Origin of the sequence: Aeoliella fuhlenseeensis (genome assembly GCF_052161615.1) — a bacterium.
GTDB lineage: Bacteria > Planctomycetota > Planctomycetia > Pirellulales > Lacipirellulaceae > Aeoliella.
In genome coordinates, this window is sequence record NZ_CP197417.1 from 1,026,161 (window position 1) to 1,045,374 (window position 19,214).

Sequence of the window (19,214 nt, forward strand, 5' to 3'; positions counted from 1 at the left end):
CTACCGAAAATCCCGCGACCGATGTTCCAACACATCCATCTCGGTTTGTAAGTCCTGAATCTCTCGCGCGATCACGTGGACCACGATGCCTTGGCGTTCGAGCCGGCCGGTGACCGTCATAGCATTGGTGCGGCGGGCGACCAGTTCGTACCGCTGCCAGGTTCGCAGGTGAACCACCAGGTTGATGGTGCCCGTTTCGTCTTCGAGTGTGACGAACGTGATGCCCCCCGCGGTGCCAGGGCGTTGTCGCATCAGCACTAGGCCGGCGACCTTTACGCGGCTGCCATGTCGAAGCTTGCCGAGCCCCGCCGCGGTGGTGATGCCAAGCGTGGTGAGCCGGTCGCGGTAGAACGCCACCGGATGATCGCGGAGCGACAGCCCCGCCGAGGCGTAGTCGGCGAACACCTGTTGTTGCCGCGTGAGCGTGGGGAGCAACGGTGCCTCTTCTTCGTCGTCGGCATCAGCGAACAGCGGCATCCGCTCGGCCGACAGCGGTTCGTCGAGTGCCTGCCACAACGCGGCGCGGCGATCTTGTTCCAGCGAATCGAGCGCTCCGGCGTCGGCGAGTTTCTCCAAAGTCGCCCGGCCAATCCGCGCACGCGTGGCGAGTTCGGCCGCCGAGTTATAAGGTACTACTTCCTCATCAACGCGCCGCTCGCGAATTATTCGCTCGACATCCGCTTGCCTTAGCCCGCGAACGAGCCGCATACCGAGTCGCACCGCTCCCTCGCGACCATCGCCTTGTGGTTCGAGCGTGCAATCCCAATCGCTTTGGTTGATGTCAATCGGTCGGACTTCGACCTTGTGATCGCGGGCGTCGCGGACCAGTTGTGCGGGAGCATAGAAACCCATCGGTTGGCTGTTGATGATCGCCGCTGCGAACGCCGCGGGGTAATAGTGCTTGAGCCACGACGATACATAAACCAGTTTGGCGAAGCTCGCCGCGTGCGACTCAGGAAAGCCATACTCGCCGAAGCCACGAATTTGGTTGAACAACGCCTCGGCGAACTCGGGCGTGTAACCCTTGGCCAGCATGCCGTCGATCAGCTTCTTGCGATAAGTATCGATCAGCCCCAGCCGCCGCCACGCCCCCATCGCCCGCCGCAGTTGATCGGCCTCACCCGGCGTGAACCCCGCGGCTACGACCGCCAGTTGCATCGCTTGCTCCTGAAACAGTGGCACACCGAGCGTACGCTCCAGCACTTGCTCGACCTCGCGACTGGGATACACCACGTCTTCTTCTTTGTTGCGCCGCCGAAGATAGGGATGCACCATGTTGCCTTGGATCGGTCCCGGGCGGACGATCGCCACTTCGATCACCAGGTCGTAGAACTTCCGCGGCTTGAGCCTTGGCAGCATGCTCATCTGTGCCCGGCTTTCGATTTGAAACACACCCACCGTGTCCGCCCGGCAGATCATGTCGTACACCGCCGGGTCTTCTTCCGGCACCGTGGCGATGGAGAGCTGCCGGCACGTGTGCTGGCTGATGAGATCAAAACACTTGCGAATCGCCGTTAACATGCCGAGGCACAGGCAGTCGACTTTGAGGATGCCAAGCTCATCGAGGTCGTCTTTGTCCCACTCGATGACGGTGCGGTCCTGCATCGCCGCGTTCTCGATCGGCACCAACTCGCACAGCGGTCCGCGCGTGATCACCATGCCACCGACGTGCTGCGACAGATGCCGAGGAAAGCCCAGGAGTTCATTGACCAGCAGCATGAGTTGCTGCCCCAGTCGCGACTCGGGGTCGATGCCACTTTGCTCGCACCGCGCGGGGAGCAGCACGCTCTCGCCACGGTAATCGTAGTTCTTCGCCAGCACGTCAACGCGATCGACCGACAGCCCCAGCGCCTTGCCAACATCGCGAATCGCACTTCGCGGGCGATAGGTAATCACCGTCGCCGCGAGCCCCGCTCGTTCGCGGCCGTACTTGTTGTAGATGTACTGCAGCACTTCCTCGCGGCGTTCGTGCTCGAAGTCGACGTCGATGTCGGGGGCTTCGTTTCGCTCGGCGGAGATGAAACGCTCGAACAACAGCTCGTGCTCCGCCGGATCGACCGCCGTCACCCCCAGGCAATAGCACACCACCGAGTTGGCCGCCGAGCCGCGACCCTGGCACAGGATGTTCCGCGAGCGGGCGAAGCGGACGATGTCGTACACGGTGAGGAAAAATGCCTCGTAATGCAATTGGGCGATCAGCGTCAGCTCGTGCTCCAGCAGTCGGCATACCTTCTCGGGCACGATGGTCGGATAGCGCTGCTTCGCTCCCTGCCACGCGAGCTGCCGCAAATATTCAATCGGCGTCTGGCCGCGCGGGGCGAGTTCCTCAGGGTACTCGTACCGCAAATCGTCGAGCGAGAACGGGCACCGCTGGGCGATCTCCATCGTCCGCCGCACGGCGTGAGGCACGTCGGCAAAGATCGTGGCAATCTCATCGAGCGGACGCAGGTGCCGCTCGGCGTTCGGCAAGCACGCGTCGCCCAACTGCGCCACGGTCTTGCCATGCCGAATCGCGGTGAGCACGTGCTGCAATGGCATTCGCTCGCGAACGTGGTAATGCACGTCGCCCCCCGCGACGAGTGGCACGCGAGTCGTTTTACTCCACTCCTTGAGTTGCCCGAGCCACTGGTGGTCGTTGGTGCCATAGTGGAGCTCGGCAAGCAGATAACAGCGGTCACCGAATAACTCGTGGTAGCGATGAAGCTCGTCCGTGAAATCAAGCGACGATCGATTGTCCGAGTTTTCTCCGACGAGACGTAGCTCGTCGGCTATTTCGGACTCCGCCGACGCATTGCGTCTCGTCGGAAGCACTAAGGAAATCAAACCTTCGTGATGCTGTGCAATGTCGTCGAACGTGAGTCGGCATTCCCCCTTCTCCGCACGCCGTCGACCCACGGTGAGTAGCCGCGCGAGATTGCCATACGCCCGGCGATCGGTTGGCAGCAGCACCACCCACGCCGCGTCGTCGGGCGTGACCTCGGCACCAACGAGAAGCCGCAGCCCGCAGTCCTTCGCCGCCGTGTGCGCCCGCACCACACCGGCGAGACTATTACGATCGGTCACCGCGAGCGCCGCGTAACCCAACTCCGCCGCCGTCAGCACGAGCTCATCCGCATGCGACGCCCCTTCGAGGAACGAAAAATTCGTGAGGCAATGCAGCTCGGCGTAGCGAACTTGAGAAGCAGTGGAGCCCACTCGCTGCTCGACGTGCAGTGGTGTGCGTTTCAGAAATGGCGGCGGCTCGGGCATAGAACGATCGGCGACAAGCAGAATCAGTCGCGGATAAACGCAGATTCAGGCGGATGTTCGCGGATCTAAGACGCAAGACTTGCTACTTCTTGGACATTACTTTGCGAGTGAAGCTTGGCTCGGGACCAAAATTAAGAATCATGCCGAGTTCGGTTTCTGTAGCAGTCAGATAGTTCAGAAGTTGGCTTTTGTGGGCATCGCAAATGGCGTCGCAAATCTTAATTTCGACGATAACCAGTTCATCGATACAAAGATCGGCAAAATACTCGCCGACTATGGTCCCATCGAATCGGACCGTGATTGGCCATTGTTGGTGAACGACGACGCCTCGTTTGCGAAGTGCGATCACCAACGCGTTCTCATATACCTTTTCCAAGAACCCATGCCCCAAGGTGTTGTAAACCTCATAGAACGTCGAAATGATCTTTTCACTGAGTTCTCGATGTAGCAACTTATCTGACATTCTGTTCTCCCCCTGAAAATCCGAGTTAATCCGCTAAAATCCGTGTCTATCCGCGACGAATTCTTTTCTTTGTCTTGTCACTCATACGCCCCGTGTAAAAACCATTTCTGTCGCCTTAGGCATCGGAAGAGCCAGAAGCGGCGGCCTTCGGTGGTTTCGACGCGGTAGTAGTCGCGGCGGACGCCTTGGTGGCGCCACCAGCCGGTTTCGATTCGCTCCGGGCCGCGATAATGGGCGACCGTGTGCTGCTGGCCGGCGAGCGTGAAGCGGATCGGCGGGCCTTCGTGCAGGAACGACAGCGTCTCGATCCGCTCGGGCTTGCTGTAAAATCGCAATGGTCGATCAAGCGGTGCGAGTTTCGTCACCACCGGGCTCGGCGGCTTCTTACGCATCGATAGATTTCCCACCAGCGACTCCTCGGTGTAAGCAAACTCGGCCTGCGCTTCGTGCTGCACTCGGCAGCGAACCACCGCCTCGGCACCCAGTCGCCCCGCGAGTCGATTCACGAGGCCCGCGAGCTGCGTTGAGTGTTGCCAATTGGTTTCGCGCTCGAACAGCACGCGTTGCTGCCGCGCGAGCGGGGCGTGGCGGACCACGTGTACCCGCACCGCGGTTACCGGATTGGTGAGTGGCAGTCGCTCTGTCTTGAGGGCAACAATCTCCATCAGGTGCACGGCGTCGCTCGTGGGGCGGAACAATCGCGTGTCGAACGTCACATCAGGCCCCGACTGGCACTCGAGTTGGCAAGCGATTTCGAGCGCCCCCGCGTCGCGTGCCGAGAGCAGGTGCGACAGTTGCCCCAAGAGTCGTTCCAGCACTTTGTTGATGTGCGTCCACTTGGTAAGCGGCGGTTCGAGCAGCCACTGGGTGGTGAGGTGCTGCGTATGAGGTGCCCCGCGGATCACTTCGTCTTGATCGCCCAGCACTTGGTGAATCCGCGTGAGCAATTCGTGCCCAAACCGCGACGCCAGGCCCGAACGTGGCAGTGCGAGCACCTCACCCACGGTCTCGATTCCTAGCCGCGCGAGCGTTTCGAGCGTCGCGCCATCCAGCCTTAGCGCCGCCGCCGGAAGTGCCGCGAGCGCGGCAACGTTCTCACCCGATGGAACTATTTGTCCCCTCTCCCCCGAACGGTTGCGAGAAGTAGCGTTCCGTAATGTTGCTACTTCGCCCGCAATCGTTTGGGGGAGAGGGTTAGGGTGAGGGGGCGGCAGCTGATAATGCGCCACCCCCCACGCCGTGGCGATGTTGTCTGCCAGCGCGATGCGCGTGGTGAGCCCCAAGCGCGCGAGGCCCTGGGCGATTTGTTCCACCAGCGGTTCTTCGCCGCCGTACAGCGGGGCGAGGTTCGTGGCGTCGAGCACCAGCGTGTCGAGCCCTTCGACACCCACCGAGGGACTAAAGCGATGGCACCAGCTCGCTAGTTTCTCCAGGCTCCGGCGATCGGCCAGCGCGTCGTGGGGCAGGCGGACCGCATTGAGGGTCGACAGCGCCGTCGCCTCAGCGACCAGCATGCCTGGCTCGACCCCGGCTTCGCGAGCTTCGGCCGAACAGGCGATCACTCGCTGGCCGCGCGCCGACGTGCTTTCGAGCACCAATGGTCGCCCACGCAGTTCAGGCCGTTTGCTCGTGATGCGTTCGATGGGCCAGTGAGGCAGCCAGACGGCGATCACCCGCTTGGTGCTTGTGGAGCGTTTGCCCATCGAGCATTTGATAGTGGGTGGGGCGAGGGTGAGTGGTTTCGTGTGGTGCGGCTTCATGGATGTTCCCCGTTTGTTCGTCGACTTCCAGTTCCACGCTTTGATGTGCTCGCCCGCCGCGACTTCGCAGCACGGTGACGCACAGCTTCCAGCTACTCGGCAGTTCGTCCTCTTCCTCTTTTATTTCCATCGCGGGCATCTCCATCGCCGGTCGGGGCGAGACCAACAATCGCGCGGCGGCCCAGGTTGGTTCGCGTTCGGCGCTGGCAGGACGGACGAAGAGACCAATCGCGCCGCTTGCCTCGGCGGCCAGTTGCCACCGGCGGAACGTGAACCCATCGATCTCGTGAGGCCACGCCAACACGGCCGCCACATCCGGGCAGCGAAGCGTTTGGTCGATGGCCCACAGTTCGTCGGCTTCGGACGTGGGGCGGAGGACAATCGTTTGTGCGAGATCGATGCCCCACGCCGAAGCGGCTGGTGGATAAAAGTTGCCTCGTCGGTCGACCACCACGATGGCCCCGCCGCCGCGCTGCAAGTTCTTCAGCGCCACGGTTGGCAGCAGGCTCGCCCCGCTCCCCGGCCCATCGGCCACCCATTCCACCAGCATCCCGCCGCGAAGCCCGCGATGGGGCAGCAGTCGATCGACTGCCGCGACGCCCGTGGACAGCGTGGGCCTCGCCTCGCGGTGACCTGGGTGTTCGAACCGCTCGACCAGTCCCTTGAGTCGGGAAAGTTCGGCAGGGCGCAGTGGGGGTGTGGTGGTCGTCATGGTGTTCATACTGCCTTGTGTGGCTTTTTGTTCATAACACACGCAGTATATGACCGTACATTTAACTTGCAACCCACAAAATAACCCGGGAAAAAGGCTGCTAGCCACCCTCAGGTTGGGCTCGCAGCCGAAAAACACGCTAGCAGTGCTAGCTGGAGTCAGGCCCAGAGGGGTGCAAGAAAGGAGTTGTACTTACTGGACAATTGGGCAGAAGGACGGCAGAGCCAGTAGCCCACACGTTGTATTGCTCATCCGCGACAGAATAAAAGGCGGATGGCGCGGATCTAGCAGGATGGTCGCGGATTAGGAAGCGACGGATCGACACAGATAACTTAGTGGTCTTCGTCCTCTTCCAACTCTTCGTCATCGTCTTCCCAGCCATCCCATGCCGCGTCGCAGGAATCGGAGTGCCACGTGAGACGCCCCATCATCGCGTACCACAATCCGGGAAGGCCGAACGCCAATAGTCCGAGCACGGCGTTGACCGCGCAAGTCGCCGAGCCGCGTTCGCCCACAATCCACGCTCCTTCTGCCACCATCATCACTACGTACGCGACGTAGACTAAAAACACGAGTGCTCCCACCACGCGCCAGCACCAATGGAATCGCACCGAGTCGTAGAAGCCTAGTAGTGCGCACGCCGCCATCACTTCCAGCACAACGATGCCGACACCAGCGAACAGCGTCTTGGGTGGTTCGAGCAATAAGGGCATCGCGAGGAACGCCAGAAGAAACGGCGCGAGGCACCAGAACATGAACCGGCTGGGGACGTAAGTGTCGGACATGCGGCACGCAATAAGAAGAAGCACTGAATAGAATCGAATCGGATCAGCCACAGAGCGCGAGCTCCGGGTTCACCAAGAGCGCTAGCTCCCGGTTCCCCAACAGCTTCTCTCAAGTATAGCTCACCGACTTTTTTGCCCGTTTTCGCCGCTAAAACAGCGACTGCTGCTTTTGCACCACTTGCCCCGGCCACGCAGGGAGAGGCGGCAAATTCGGCATGTGCTCCATAAGCCGCGTGTGGAATAGCGCCGCGACGGCGGGGGCGAAGGCGTTGTTCGGAGCGTGGGTGAAGAAGTAGGGCGTCAGCCCCCGCGCGAGCCAATCGGCGACAACTCTCACCCACTCGTTGATCCATGACTCGACCGAGGGTACGTCGTTGCGGGCGATGAACCTCACGATGGGCGAGCCACTGGTGACGGTGAATCGCACCGGCACCTGCGGCTTGCGGCCTTGCGACTCGACTTCGAAATCGTCGGTCGGCGGAGCGGAGAACAGCGGCCGGCTATCGAACAGCACGCGGTCCACACGGTACTCGGCCAGCAACGCATCGAGCGCGTGCTCCGCAGGACCACTGTCGAAGAAGTCGTCGTGCCGAACCTCGACCGCGTAAGGAAACTCGCGCGGCAGACGAGCCAAGAACGCCTCGAGGTTCACGAGCTTCGCCGCGTCGAAATAGGGCGGCAACTGAATCATCGACGGGCCAAGCTTATCGGCGCGGCGCAAGATGGCGAGCAGCGACAGAAACGCCTCGGTCTCGTGCTCGGCCGCAAACAACATCTTGTCGTGCGTCACGGTGCGAGGAAACTTGAGCACAAACCGAAACCCCTCGGCCGCCTCTTCCGCCCAGCGCTCCACCGTTTCCCCCTTCGGCAGCGCGTAGAACGTACTATTCCCCTCGACCGAGTTGAAGGCCTGCGTGTAATCGGCAAGCCACCGCGTCCGCGACTTGCCCGCGTAGACCGATCCCACCCAAGCATCGCACACCCACACAGGGCAACCAAGATAGTAGGGCAGGGCGGGCATGTTGTAACGGAACAGAAGGAGTCAGTGTTGTATCCCTCTCCCCGACCCGGGTGAGGGTCTGGGAGAGGGAACTTTTCCACGTTGTTAAGGATTTATAACAGGAGGCAACGGAGAGAACAGAGGGAAGGCAGCGGAGGGATAAAGTGAGGAACACTAATCTTCGCTAATCGGCACTAATCGGGAGCGAAGATTTGCGTGCCCCAAGATGGTTCTCTGTTACACTTCTTCGTTCTCTTTGTTGCCTTCTGTAAAAAAACAAACTAACACAAGGAAACGGAGAGAACAGAGGAAGAAAAACGGAGAAAGTCGTCCAGCTCGGTGTCATTCCGACGGGAGGTTCACGACCGAGGAATCTGGCGTGGAGTTGATGGTGCAACGCCATGTCTGAACGTTAGGACTTCAAGCTTATAGAAGTATCGATGAACTCAGGTCAGCAAGCTAGATTCCTCAGTCGTGCGACTCCTTCGGAATGACACCTGCAGTGCTAACCACTTACCCAATCGATCCCGGATCGTCATTGCTCTTCGCTCCCGCTTCCAAGTACGCCGCGAGCATGATTTGGGCGGCCAGGGCGTCGAGCCTTGCTTTGCGGCGTTTCTTCGTGAGGTTCGCGCCTTGGAGCAGTTCCTCGGCTTGGGACGACGAGTAGCGCTCGTCGAAGTAGTCGACGGGCAGGCCCGTGATCTCGGTCAACCAATTGCCGAACTGCCGGGCCTCGTACGACTTAGGGCTTTCCTCGCCCGAGAGGTGCACGGGGAGACCGACCACCCAGCGGAGCAGGGCCTCGTCGGTGGCGAGCCGGCGGAAGTAGCGGGCGTCGACTTCTTTGTTCTGCCGTTGATAAATCTCCAGCGGCGAAGCAATCCGCACCGACAGATCGGCGATGGCAATCCCCACGCGAACCGTGCCGTAATCAATGCCAGCAATGCGTTGGGACATTCAGTTCTTCAGCCACGGATGAACACGGAGGAAACACGGATGGAACTAAAGGCTACGTTGGGGACGAACAGGAGGCAACGGAGGGGACAGATGAAGTTCCCTTACGGTTCAGAACAAGAACTAACAGAAGGAAACGAAGGGAACGAAGGAAGGAAAGGAGGAACGGTAATCTTCGGTAATTGTCGCTAATCTGCACTAATGTCTCTTCGTCTATTAGCGAAGATTAGCGCGGATTAGTGTTCCCAAAAATTTCTTCGTTTCCTTCGTTCCCTTCTGTTCAAAATCCTTCCCCAATCCGTGTTTCGTCCGTGTCCATCCGTGGCTAGTTCTTGTCCGGCTTCACTTCCAGAGGCGTGCGGGCTTCTGGGGATTCGAAATAGCCGTGCTGGAGGAAGTTGGCGGTTAGCTTCTGCACGTGGGGGTCGTCCATCATCGTAGCGTGGATCACGTTCAGCACGCGGAAGTCTCGCGCGCCGGGGAGGCGGGTTTCGTCGACGCCGACGATCATGTCGTCGTCGCCGGGGATCAGCGGGTTGTGACCTTGGTCATCGCCCAGGCCGCCGGCGAGGATGCCGAACTCACAGGTGGGTGTCGCCAGGCACGGCGCGAGGTTGCCCCAGTCGCCGCAGAGTTGCTGTCCCGCTTCGCCCGCGATCACTTGGTTGTAATCAATCGGCACCAGCGTCTGGGCGAGCGACGGGCGATGATTCGGCGGGCCGATCATCACCACGCGGCCGAGTTCGATCTTGCGATTCTCGAGCGTCTTATGCTTATCGAGGTCTTTGATCCAGTGACGAATCACCAAGTTGCCAAGGCTGTGGGCGACGAAGTAAACCTTCTCGACGCCATCGAGATTGTCAATTACTTGATTGAGCTTGTCGGCATGATCGCCCACTTTACCTCGAGTCGACGGATAGCCTAGCACGATCGGCTGCCAACCGGTCTGCTTGGCGACGTGTTCGGAGATGCCTCCCATGCACCAGCGAGTACGAAACAGCCCATGCAAACAGACGACGGCGGTCTTCGAGTTCTTCAGCGACGGATTCTCGACGCGAACTTCCGCGAGTTTGGCCTCGCATGCTTCGAGCGAACCCCATGCCACGCGCTGGTACTCGGGATTGAGCAGTCGGAAATGACCAGTCAGCGCCTGCTCCTGAATTCGCCAACCCGCGTGGTAGCGAACGTCGGCCCAGAACTGCTGCCCGCCATTGGTACCGGTTGGCAAGTTGGGAAGCGACCACTCCAGCGACTCATCGCCACGCGCAAGCGAAGCCCAACCTCCGGCGAGGAGGCCAGCGATGCCAAGTTGAAATTCCCGTCGGTTCATTCCATTTATCCTCGTCGCTCGTCAAACGCATTGGTAGCCGGATTCGCAAGAATTCGGGCCGCCGTTTTCTCTCGCCTAGGGCTGCGCTGCGGCTCGTTCCTCGCCTTCGCTTCCCCTAGGCTGACATGTTGGGCCCCTTCGGGGCGGTTTGTGTTGCTTCGTCCTAAAGGTGTTCGGTCCAGCCGCGGGATTCGAGTTCTTTCACTATCTTACGGATCGACTCTTCGTCGTGTTTGCTGGCTACCAGTGTGGCGTCCGGGGTGTGGACCACGATGCAGTCTTCGAGGCCCAGCGTCACCACTAGGTGATCGTCCGAAGTGCGGACGATGGTCCCCGTGGTATTGAGACCGATGTGCCGGCCGACGATGGTGTTGTCGTCGTCGTCGGTGCCGAGGCGGCGGGCGAGCGACTGCCAACCGCCGAGGTCGTCCCATTCGAACGGAGCCTCGATCACCACCACGTCCTCGGCGTGCTCCATCACGGCGTAGTCGATCGAGATGCCTTCGATTGCGGCAAACTCGCGGTCGAACACTTCTTGCTGCTGGTCAGTGCCCCAGGCGCCCGCGATCTTTTCGAGGCGCGCGAGCATCGTGGGCTGACGTTCGGCAATGGCTTCGAGAATGGTCGAAGCCCGCCACACGAAGATACCACTGTTCCAATAGTACTCGCCCGACTCGACGTACTTCGCCGCCGTCGCGGCGTCCGGTTTCTCGCGGAATCCCTTGACGCGATACGTCGTCGCGAGCTCCTCGACGGTCGACAAGCTCATCGGGACGTCGCGATGGATGTAGCCGAAGATCTCCGCGGGATACGTTGGCTTGATGCCGAACGTGACGATGGTGTGCGGGTTCGATTCGATGAGCCGCTCGGCTTGACGAATCGCGGTCTGGAACGCTTCCTCGGGCGCGATCACATGATCGGCCGGCATCACCACCATCACCGCATCGGGATCGCCGGCGACGCGAGTCACCAGCAGTGCGGCCAAGCCAATGCATGGCGCGGTGTCGCGCTTGCAAGGTTCGCCCACGATCGACGCCGCGGGAAGTTGCGGCAACTGCTCGCGGATCGCCTCAACCAGTCGGGCGTTCGTGATCACCAGACATCGCTCGGGCGGAGCTAGGTCGCCCAGCCGCTCGACCGTCTGCGCGATCATCGTCCCGCCTGGCACCAGCGAGAGCAATTGCTTGGGAGTCGCGTTGCGGCTCGCGGGCCAGAATCGAGTGCCGGAACCGCCGGCCATGATGACAGGATGAAGCATGAGGGGCGAATGACCAATGACGAATTAAGAATGACCAAGGGATAGATTATTTGTGGGAGGGCTCTCCGAGCCCGATCTTCGATAGCCATCGAACTCGGAGAGGCCTCCCACAGTTCGTGCCCCTCATTCTACCCCAGATGCCGATTTCGCTGGAGACGAATGTCCAAGCACGCGGAGCAGTTCGCGGGCCGCTTTTCCGGGGTCCGCGGCCCCGGTCACGGCTCCAGCGACCGCCACGCGCTCGATGCCCGTCGCCAGCACGCTTGGCAGGTTCTCGGCGGTGATGCCACCGATCGCGTAAACGGGGAGCGACACTTCGCTCGCCACCTGCCGTAGGTAATCGAGCCCCGGAAAGTCGTCGAAGCTCTTGGTGGTCGACACAAACGTCGGCCCGGCACCCAGGTAATTGGCCCCGTCGAGCACCGCTTGCCGGGCCTGCTCGATGGCGTGCGTCGATACGCCGACCAGCATCCGCGTCCCCACCACCCGCCGCGCAGCGGCGACGCCCAGGTCGTCCTGCCCCAGATGCACCCCATCGGCCCGCGCGGCGACGGCGATGTCGGACCGGTCGTTGAGGATGGCGAGCGTCTCGGTGCCGCGCGTGAGCGCGACCATTCGCTCGGCACGCGCAAGCAGCTCGGCATCGGAAAGTTCTTTGTCGCGAAGCTGAACCACCCCTACGCCCGCCTCAACCAGGCGACTTACGAGCTCCTCGAACTCCACCAGCGAACTCCGCCCATCCGCTAGCACGTACAGCCGCGCACCGGCGAGCCGCTCGCGAGCGTCCGTCGCAATGCCAATCGCCTTCTCCAGCGTGTACCACTGGTAGCGAAGTTGCTCGCACTTCGCGGCGAGCGAGGTGTCGATCACTTTTCCGTATTCTTCGATCGTTCGCAGCGATTCGGCGACTCTCCGCGAACTGGCGACCGCCACGTCCGCAGCGGATGCTCGTAGTTGCTCGCTCGCCGTGGTGTTCGTTGTGCCGACGTCACCGAGCGTATCCCGCGCGGCGAGGCGATCCGCGGTGGCGAGGGACTTCGAAGCGTCCGCCAAATCGTGTCGCAACTGCTTCACCCGCCCCGCCAGATGCCCATCCTCCAGCACCATTCGCAAATAGTCCTCGACCACGCGCAACCCCTCGCTCGCGCGGTTAAGCGCGGCGTCCAGGATACGGAGGGTGGAGGGGTCAGCGTTGTCGTTCATCAGTTAGCAGTTCGAAGGCAAGTTCTCAACTTCGGAATTCTCCGCCTCAATCGCATCGGGACATTAGCCACGGATGAACACCGATGAAACACGGATTTGAACAGAAGGCAACGGAGGGAACGAAGAATGGATTTTTGGAACACTAATCCACGCTAATCTTCGCTAATGAACGATTAGTGCAGATTGGCGATGATTAGTGTTCCTTCTTTACTTCCTCTGTTCCCTCCGTTTCCTCCTGTTCATCCAAACTGTGCCCTACCTAAATCAATGCTTCGTATTCTTATCCGCGTCGATCCTGCCCAATCCGCGTTCATCCGCGTCCTATTCTTCTTGCTACTTTGTCCCATCCATCTGCGGGCTCGCAGAACTTTTCCCTAGTCCCTAGCCTCCAGCCCCTAGTCCCTACCTTCTCGCTAGCACCAATCGATCTCGCCGCCAGGCGTTACAGGCGGTATGTTCCCCATAATACGTCCCCAGCGTCCCCCCCGGCAGCGTGCGATTGTGCGCGATGGTCGGGCGGGGGGATGCCGAGCGGCTGACCGCTGGGGTCCTAAGTCGTGACGAGTACCCGAGTTGCCTTGAATCGTCCTCGCGCAAACCTAGACTTGCTCGCATCGCCAAAGGCTTGGCGTTGTCGAGAGCCAAGCGGGTGGTGCGCGGGAATCGCGTGAAAGCTGTTTCCTTGCCCCATCCATCGCCTAAAAAACGAGTCCCCTGGCTGGCCTATTTGTGGCCAGGACTACCCCACTTGTGGGTCGAGGGGTCTTGGGCGGGGTTGGCCCTCGCGATAGGATTTACTGCACTAGTGAATCTGGCCATCGTCAACCTATTTATATGGCCTGAGCTCTTGGAGCCAAGGGCAAAATGGGTAGGCGGGGCAGCTTTGCTCGTGCTGTGGCTCGCCGCGCTCTGGGAGACGCATGGCGAGTTGCGACGGCAAGCGGAGCGGCGGCGGGCGGAACGCGAGGAGCGACCCGACCCCGAAACCGAGCGGCTTGCCGACCGACAGGCCGACGCCGACCGACAACTAGTAGCCGCCCAACGGGCCTACCTGGCGGGCGACTGGGCCGGGGCCGAACGACTGCTGCTCGAACTAACCAAAACACACAACGAAGACATCGAGGCCCATCTGCTGCTCGCCACGCTGTGGCGACACTTGGGCCGGTCGCGATACGCCTCGCGACGATTAAAACGAATCGCGCGACTGGACGCAGCCAGAGCGTGGCGCTACGAGATCGAGAGAGAATTAGAACTGTCCGCGCAAGCGGACGTACCAATGGATAGCGACGAGGGCCATTTATCCGCCGAAGCGGCCTAGTAAAGGGATAGAGCGGGGGCAAACCCTACTGCGATTGGATTATCGCGAGGCTTATGCCTAGAATTCCGCAGGTTCTCCCAAATCGCCATCCACACCAACTCCACTGATCACCGAGACAATACAACACACGGCTGAAGACCCAGATCGAATGGGGCATTCCCGCCCCAGCGATCTCCAGCAACGGAGATAGGCAATGTACGAACGATTCACCGACCGCGCTCGCAAGGTGATGCAACTGGCGAACCAGGAAGCCCAACGGTTCAACCACGAATACATCGGCACCGAGCACGTCCTTTTGGGACTGATCAAAGAGGGCAGTGGCGTCGCCGCCAACGTCCTCAAGAACCTCGACGTCGATCTGCGCAAGATCCGCCTCGAAGTCGAAAAGCTGGTCCAGAGCGGCCCCGACATGGTCACCATGGGTCGCCTGCCCCAGACGCCCCGCGCCAAGAAGGTCATCGAGTACTCGATGGAAGAGGCTCGCAACCTCAACCATAACTACGTCGGCACCGAGCATATCCTGCTCGGCCTCCTGCGCGAGCAGGAAGGTGTCGCCGCGCAGGTGCTTATGAACCTGGGCCTCAAGCTCGAAGAAGTCCGCGACGAAGTCCTCAACCTGCTGGGCCATGGCCTCGAAGGTGGCGAAGGCGAACGCGGCGGCCGCACCCCGTCGGGTGGTGGCGGTGGTGGTGGCGAAGAAGAAGGCGAAGGCCGCGAAGGTGGCAAGAAGGGGAGCCGCAGTCGCACCCCCGCCCTCGACAGCTTCGGCCGCGACCTCACCGAACTCGCCCGCCAAGGCAAGCTCGACCCCGTCATTGGTCGTGCCAAGGAAATCGAACGTGCCGTGCAGGTCCTCTGCCGCCGCACGAAGAACAATCCAGTGCTCTTGGGTGAAGCGGGCGTCGGCAAGACCGCAATCGTCGAAGGGTTCGCCCAACGCGTGGTCGATGGCGATGTGCCTGAGATCCTGCTCGACAAACGCATTGTCGTCTTGGACCTCGCGATGATGGTCGCCGGTACCAAGTACCGCGGTCAGTTCGAAGAACGCATCAAGGCGGTGATGAACGAAGTTCGCCGCGCGAAGAACACCATCCTGTTCATCGACGAGCTCCACACCCTCGTGGGTGCCGGTGGTGCCGAAGGTGCCATCGACGCTTCGAACGTGCTGAAGCCGGCCCTCGCCCGTGGCGAGATCCAGTGCATCGGTGCCACAACGCTCGACGAGTACCGCAAGTACATCGAAAAAGACTCGGCCCTCGCCCGCCGGTTCCAGGAAGTGCTGGTCGAGCCGACCAATCCTGCCGACACCGTCGAGATCCTCAAGGGTCTTCGCGATCGCTACGAGGAGCACCATCGCGTGCAAATCACCGACGACGCCATTCAGTCGGCGGTGGATTTCTCCGATCGGTACATCACAGGTCGTTGCCTGCCGGACAAGGCGATCGACGTGATCGACGAAGCCGGTGCACGGGTACGGCTCAAGAGCATGTCGAAGCCGCCAAATCTCAAGGAAATCGACGAAGAAGTCGAGAGCCTGAACAACCAGAAAGAAGAAGCGGTTGCCAGCCAGGACTTCGAGAAGGCTGCCGCGCTTCGCGACCAGGCCGACAAGCTGAAGAAAAAGAAGCAGCAGATCCATAAGGAATGGCGTGAGAAGTCGCGCGAGAACGGCGGCGTCGTTGACGAAGAAGTCATCGCCGAAGTCGTCTCGAAGATGACCGGCATTCCGCTTACCCGCATGAGCACTGAGGACAGCCTTCGCCTCATGCACATGGAAGAGGAACTGCACAAGCGAGTCATCAGCCAGGACGAAGCGATCAAGGCCATCAGCAAGGCCGTCCGCCGCAGCCGCAGTGGATTGCAAGATCCCAAGCGTCCGACGGGTGCGTTCATCTTCGCCGGTCCCACCGGTGTTGGTAAGACGCTGTTGGCCAAGGCCCTCGCCGAGTTCATGTTCGGCGACGACGACGCGCTCGTGCAGATCGACATGAGCGAGTACATGGAGAAGCACAACGTCAGCCGACTGATTGGTGCCCCTCCTGGCTACGTTGGTTACGAAGAAGGTGGTCAGCTCACCGAGCAGATTCGCCGTCGGCCTTACGCCGTGGTGCTGCTCGACGAAATCGAGAAGGCCCACCCCGAAGTCTTCAACATGCTTCTGCAGATCATGGAAGAAGGCCGACTGACCGACTCGTTCGGCCGGAACGTCGACTTCCGCAACGTGATCTTGATCATGACCACCAACGCTGGTGCCGAAGCGATCAAGAACGAATCGGCGTTCGGGTTCCAAAAGCCCGACGGCGATGCGTCGTACGATTCGATGAAGTCGCGCGTGCACGACGAGATCGAGAAGGTGTTCCGTCCCGAGTTCATCGGCCGGTGCAACGACGTGATCGTGTTCCGCCACCTCCAGAACAAGGACCTGCAACAGATCGTCGATCTCGAACTTTCGAAGATCACCAAGCGTCTGGCCGAGAAGGGCCTGAAGCTAGTGCTCACCGAAGAGTCGAAGCAGTTCCTGATCAAGAAGGGCTCCAACACCGACTTCGGTGCCCGCCCGCTACGTCGCGCCATCGAAACCTTCGTCGAAGACCCGCTGGCCGAAGAACTGCTCAAGGGCGAGTTCGCCGGCAAGGACACCGTCGAGGTCGAGATCAAGAAAGTCGGCGACAAGAAGCAGTTGGTGTTTGAAGGCAAAACCCTCAAGTCCACCGACGAACCGAAGCCCGTCCCCGCCGGCGTTGCCGCCGAGACGAGCGAGTCGACCGACGACAGCGACGAAGAGTAAACCGCGCCCTGCGAGGCTATCTGTCATGGCCGAGAATACCGTAGAAGATCGCCTCGCGGCGCTAGAAGAAGCCGTAGCGAAGCTAACCCGCCGCCTTCTCCCGGGGGAGAAACTCCCCCCGGAGAAGGACTGGCGCTCGACTATCGGCATGTTCGCCGGCGACCCCATCATGGCCGAGATCATCGAAGAAGGACGCAAGATTCGAGAGGAAGACAGAAGGATCGCACGCGAGAATGATCATTCTTGACAGCGACCATCTGTCATTCTTAGAGCAGCCCGATAACCAGCTCTCGCAGCTACTGGAATCGAAGCTGTCGTTCGTTACCGACGAACCTCTAGTCACCACAGTCGTCTCTATGGAAGAGCAAATGCGTGGTTGGCTCGCGGCAATTGCCCGTACCAAACGCCTCCACGACCAGCCGCTCTATTACAAGCGTCTGGCCGGTCTCGTTCAGTTCTTCAGTCGATGGGAGCTGCTGCCCTTCGACGAGCCCGCGGCCGATCAATTCGAATCGCTGCGTATCGCTGGGGTCCGCATCAGCACCATGGACCTCAAAATTGCGTCCATTACCCTAGTCCACAACGCCACGCTGCTATCGGCCAACCTCCGCGACTTCGAAAAAGTTCCCGGACTAAAGGTCGAGGACTGGTTGCACGCATAGTTCTCTCCGCGTGCTGCCGTGCGACCCTAGCCGGACCGCCACGCGGTCCGTGAGTGGCCACTTCTCCAAAATTCAGCTACTTCTCCTAGAATTGGCCTCTTTCGCCCCCTCCTTCCAGCAATTCTCCCCCATATTGCTATGAGCCCTGAGCGGTGGACCTGCTAGGATCGGCGGTTCGGGTCCGCCGTGCCCGCGTTGATTTCGTGATGCGGAGCCGTTTTCAACGCCCATGGCCCGCACCCTCACGCCATGTTGTTTGCACCTTGATGCCATTGCCCCTTGATACTTCTGCCCCTTGAAGTTGGAGAGACCACGGATGGGACACCCTTTTTCTGCCGCCGCGCAACTGACGTCGATTCGCCGCGTGCTCGACGAACTCCGCGAGCCGCTGGATATGAACGTGTCGGTGCAGCTATGGGATGGCAGCGTGATCCCGCTCGGCAACAACGTCGACGGCAAGTACCTCATTCAGTTCTCCGGGCCCGGCGTCATCGGTTCGCTACTCCGCCGCCCGTCGCTCGAGACGCTGGTCCGCCTGTACGCGACGGGGCACGTCTCCTTCGAAGGGGGCGATCTCATTGAGATCTCCTCCGCCCTCCGCGCCTCGCGATCCAATCGCGAGCGACTCAAGAAAATCAGCAAGTGGATGCTCGCCAAAGCGGCGCTGCCGTTCCTGTTTGCCAGAACCAAAGATTCCGAGGTCAGCAAGGACTTCCGCGACGACATGGTCGGACGCGTTGAAAAGCGGCGAAATAACAAGGACTACGTGCAGTTCCACTACGACGTCAGCAACGAGTTCTACGAGCTGTTTCTAGGCGAAGAGATGGTCTACACGTGTGCCTACTTTAAAGACCCCAACAACTCACTCGACCAGGCGCAGCGCGACAAACTCGACATGATCTGCCGCAAGCTCAGGCTTGTGCCGGGCGACCGACTGCTCGACATCGGCTGCGGCTGGGGCGCGCTCCTCTGCCATGCCGCGCAGCACTACGGAGCCATCGCCCACGGCATCACGCTCTCGCAGGAACAGCACGACTACACGGTGGCGAAGATCAAGCGACTTGGGCTCGAAGATCGCGTGAGTGTCCAGATCTGCGACTACGCCGATCATGTTGGCACGTACGACAAAGTCTGTAGCGTCGGCATGTCCGAGCACATCGGCGTCGCCAACTACCCGCGGTACTTCAAGAAGATCAACTCGCTGCTCCGCGACCGAGGCCTCGTGCTCAATCACGCCATCGCCCGGCGAGCGAAAGTCTCCCGCCGTTCGATGCAGCGCATCCGCCCCGAGCGCCGACTACTGCTAAAGTACATCTTCCCCGGCTCCGAACTCACGCCGGTCGGAATGACCACCGACTTCCTGGAGAAGACCGGCTTCGAAATCCAAGACGTCGAATCGTGGCGCGAGCACTACGCCCTCACGACTCGCATGTGGTGCCAACGCCTGTCGGCGAATAAAGAAGAAGCGATCCGGCTCGTCGGTGTCGAACGCTATCGCCTATGGGTCGCGTATCTCGCCGGCGCCGCGGGCGGCTTCGAAGCCGGTTCGATCAAACTGTTCCAGGTACTCGCCTCCAAACACAAGGCCAAAGGCCTCTCCGGCATGCCCCCGACGCGCGACGACCTCTACCGCGCCGCGTGAGCCCCGTACAACGGAATTCATTCCGTTACGTATCCTCAAGTCCCCTCTCCCCCGACCCGGTGAGGGTCGAGGGAGAGGGGGCGTGAA

At 60.7% G+C, this 19,214-nt stretch carries 15 protein-coding genes; 5 read left to right on the top strand and 10 right to left on the bottom strand.

Going from position 1 to position 19,214, the window contains the following annotated elements:
- The 10 genes from SH292x_RS04110 to SH292x_RS04155 all read right to left on the bottom strand — a co-directional run bounded on the left by SH292x_RS04110 (position 1) and on the right by SH292x_RS04155 (position 12,717).
- Complete coding sequence (locus tag SH292x_RS04110; protein ID WP_442484312.1) at positions 1 to 3,249, bottom strand: error-prone DNA polymerase; 3,249 nt, start codon at positions 3,247 to 3,249, stop codon at positions 1 to 3.
- A gap of 82 nt (positions 3,250 to 3,331) precedes the next feature.
- Complete coding sequence (locus SH292x_RS04115) at positions 3,332 to 3,712, bottom strand: GxxExxY protein (protein ID WP_442484313.1); 381 nt, start codon at positions 3,710 to 3,712, stop codon at positions 3,332 to 3,334.
- 77 nt (positions 3,713 to 3,789) lie between these two features.
- A complete protein-coding gene (locus tag SH292x_RS04120) occupies positions 3,790 to 5,415 on the bottom strand; it encodes a Y-family DNA polymerase (protein ID WP_442484314.1) in 1,626 nt (541 codons plus the stop codon).
- The gene (locus tag SH292x_RS04125) at positions 5,327 to 6,184 is read right to left on the bottom strand and encodes an ImuA family protein (protein WP_442484315.1); all 858 of its coding nucleotides are present in this window, start codon (positions 6,182 to 6,184) and stop codon (positions 5,327 to 5,329) included. Before SH292x_RS04125 ends, SH292x_RS04120 begins: the two co-directional genes overlap by 89 nt.
- A 332-nt stretch (positions 6,185 to 6,516) precedes the next feature.
- Complete coding sequence (locus SH292x_RS04130; RefSeq protein WP_442484316.1) at positions 6,517 to 6,969, bottom strand: hypothetical protein; 453 nt, start codon at positions 6,967 to 6,969, stop codon at positions 6,517 to 6,519.
- A 148-nt stretch (positions 6,970 to 7,117) separates the two neighbouring features.
- Positions 7,118 to 7,990, bottom strand: a complete 873-nt coding sequence (locus SH292x_RS04135) for a DUF72 domain-containing protein (RefSeq protein WP_442484317.1) — start codon at positions 7,988 to 7,990, stop codon at positions 7,118 to 7,120.
- A gap of 492 nt (positions 7,991 to 8,482) precedes the next feature.
- The gene (gene ruvX / locus SH292x_RS04140; protein ID WP_442484318.1) at positions 8,483 to 8,929 is read right to left on the bottom strand and encodes a Holliday junction resolvase RuvX; all 447 of its coding nucleotides are present in this window, start codon (positions 8,927 to 8,929) and stop codon (positions 8,483 to 8,485) included.
- 322 nt (positions 8,930 to 9,251) lie between these two features.
- Complete coding sequence (locus SH292x_RS04145) at positions 9,252 to 10,256, bottom strand: esterase/lipase family protein (protein ID WP_442484319.1); 1,005 nt, start codon at positions 10,254 to 10,256, stop codon at positions 9,252 to 9,254.
- A gap of 163 nt (positions 10,257 to 10,419) precedes the next feature.
- On the bottom strand, positions 10,420 to 11,514 hold the full coding sequence (locus SH292x_RS04150) for a mannose-1-phosphate guanylyltransferase (RefSeq protein ID WP_442484320.1): 1,095 nt from the start codon (positions 11,512 to 11,514) through the stop codon (positions 10,420 to 10,422).
- A 123-nt stretch (positions 11,515 to 11,637) separates the two neighbouring features.
- Positions 11,638 to 12,717 (bottom strand): thiamine phosphate synthase, encoded by a 1,080-nt coding sequence (locus tag SH292x_RS04155; protein ID WP_442484321.1) that lies wholly within the window; start codon positions 12,715 to 12,717, stop codon positions 11,638 to 11,640.
- A gap of 805 nt (positions 12,718 to 13,522) precedes the next feature.
- Between SH292x_RS04155 and SH292x_RS04160 the strand changes: the two genes are divergently transcribed.
- From SH292x_RS04160 to SH292x_RS04180, 5 genes are all read left to right on the top strand, one after another.
- On the top strand, positions 13,523 to 14,035 hold the full coding sequence (locus SH292x_RS04160; RefSeq protein WP_442484322.1) for a hypothetical protein: 513 nt from the start codon (positions 13,523 to 13,525) through the stop codon (positions 14,033 to 14,035).
- A 193-nt stretch (positions 14,036 to 14,228) separates the two neighbouring features.
- Positions 14,229 to 16,823 (top strand): ATP-dependent Clp protease ATP-binding subunit, encoded by a 2,595-nt coding sequence (locus SH292x_RS04165; RefSeq protein ID WP_442484323.1) that lies wholly within the window; start codon positions 14,229 to 14,231, stop codon positions 16,821 to 16,823.
- A 25-nt stretch (positions 16,824 to 16,848) separates the two neighbouring features.
- Positions 16,849 to 17,070 (top strand): hypothetical protein, encoded by a 222-nt coding sequence (locus SH292x_RS04170; RefSeq protein WP_442484324.1) that lies wholly within the window; start codon positions 16,849 to 16,851, stop codon positions 17,068 to 17,070.
- Positions 17,057 to 17,485, top strand: a complete 429-nt coding sequence (locus SH292x_RS04175) for a type II toxin-antitoxin system VapC family toxin (RefSeq protein WP_442484325.1) — start codon at positions 17,057 to 17,059, stop codon at positions 17,483 to 17,485. The genes SH292x_RS04170 and SH292x_RS04175 overlap by 14 nt, the downstream gene beginning before the upstream one ends.
- Before the next feature lie 316 nt (positions 17,486 to 17,801).
- Positions 17,802 to 19,127 carry a class I SAM-dependent methyltransferase gene (locus SH292x_RS04180; protein ID WP_442484326.1) on the top strand — a complete coding sequence of 442 codons (1,326 nt, stop codon included), beginning with the start codon at positions 17,802 to 17,804 and terminating at the stop codon, positions 19,125 to 19,127.
- The last annotated feature ends 87 nt before the right edge of the window (positions 19,128 to 19,214 follow it).

What these genes read in the sequence shown, in the direction of transcription:
- SH292x_RS04135 (WP_442484317.1), bottom strand. Translation starts at nt 7,990, where the DNA reads ATGCCCGCCCTGCCCTACTATCTTGGTTGCCCTGTGTGGGTGTGCGAT.
- ruvX (WP_442484318.1), bottom strand. Translation starts at nt 8,929, where the DNA reads ATGTCCCAACGCATTGCTGGCATTGATTACGGCACGGTTCGCGTGGGG.
- SH292x_RS04125 (WP_442484315.1), bottom strand. Translation starts at nt 6,184, where the DNA reads ATGACGACCACCACACCCCCACTGCGCCCTGCCGAACTTTCCCGACTC.
- SH292x_RS04115 (WP_442484313.1), bottom strand. Translation starts at nt 3,712, where the DNA reads ATGTCAGATAAGTTGCTACATCGAGAACTCAGTGAAAAGATCATTTCG.
- SH292x_RS04145 (WP_442484319.1), bottom strand. Translation starts at nt 10,256, where the DNA reads ATGAACCGACGGGAATTTCAACTTGGCATCGCTGGCCTCCTCGCCGGA.
- SH292x_RS04155 (WP_442484321.1), bottom strand. Translation starts at nt 12,717, where the DNA reads ATGAACGACAACGCTGACCCCTCCACCCTCCGTATCCTGGACGCCGCG.
- SH292x_RS04170 (WP_442484324.1), top strand. Translation starts at nt 16,849, where the DNA reads ATGGCCGAGAATACCGTAGAAGATCGCCTCGCGGCGCTAGAAGAAGCC.
- SH292x_RS04130 (WP_442484316.1), bottom strand. Translation starts at nt 6,969, where the DNA reads ATGTCCGACACTTACGTCCCCAGCCGGTTCATGTTCTGGTGCCTCGCG.
- SH292x_RS04120 (WP_442484314.1), bottom strand. Translation starts at nt 5,415, where the DNA reads ATGGGCAAACGCTCCACAAGCACCAAGCGGGTGATCGCCGTCTGGCTG.
- SH292x_RS04165 (WP_442484323.1), top strand. Translation starts at nt 14,229, where the DNA reads ATGTACGAACGATTCACCGACCGCGCTCGCAAGGTGATGCAACTGGCG.
- SH292x_RS04175 (WP_442484325.1), top strand. Translation starts at nt 17,057, where the DNA reads ATGATCATTCTTGACAGCGACCATCTGTCATTCTTAGAGCAGCCCGAT.
- SH292x_RS04150 (WP_442484320.1), bottom strand. Translation starts at nt 11,514, where the DNA reads ATGCTTCATCCTGTCATCATGGCCGGCGGTTCCGGCACTCGATTCTGG.
- SH292x_RS04180 (WP_442484326.1), top strand. Translation starts at nt 17,802, where the DNA reads ATGGGACACCCTTTTTCTGCCGCCGCGCAACTGACGTCGATTCGCCGC.
- SH292x_RS04110 (WP_442484312.1), bottom strand. Translation starts at nt 3,249, where the DNA reads ATGCCCGAGCCGCCGCCATTTCTGAAACGCACACCACTGCACGTCGAG.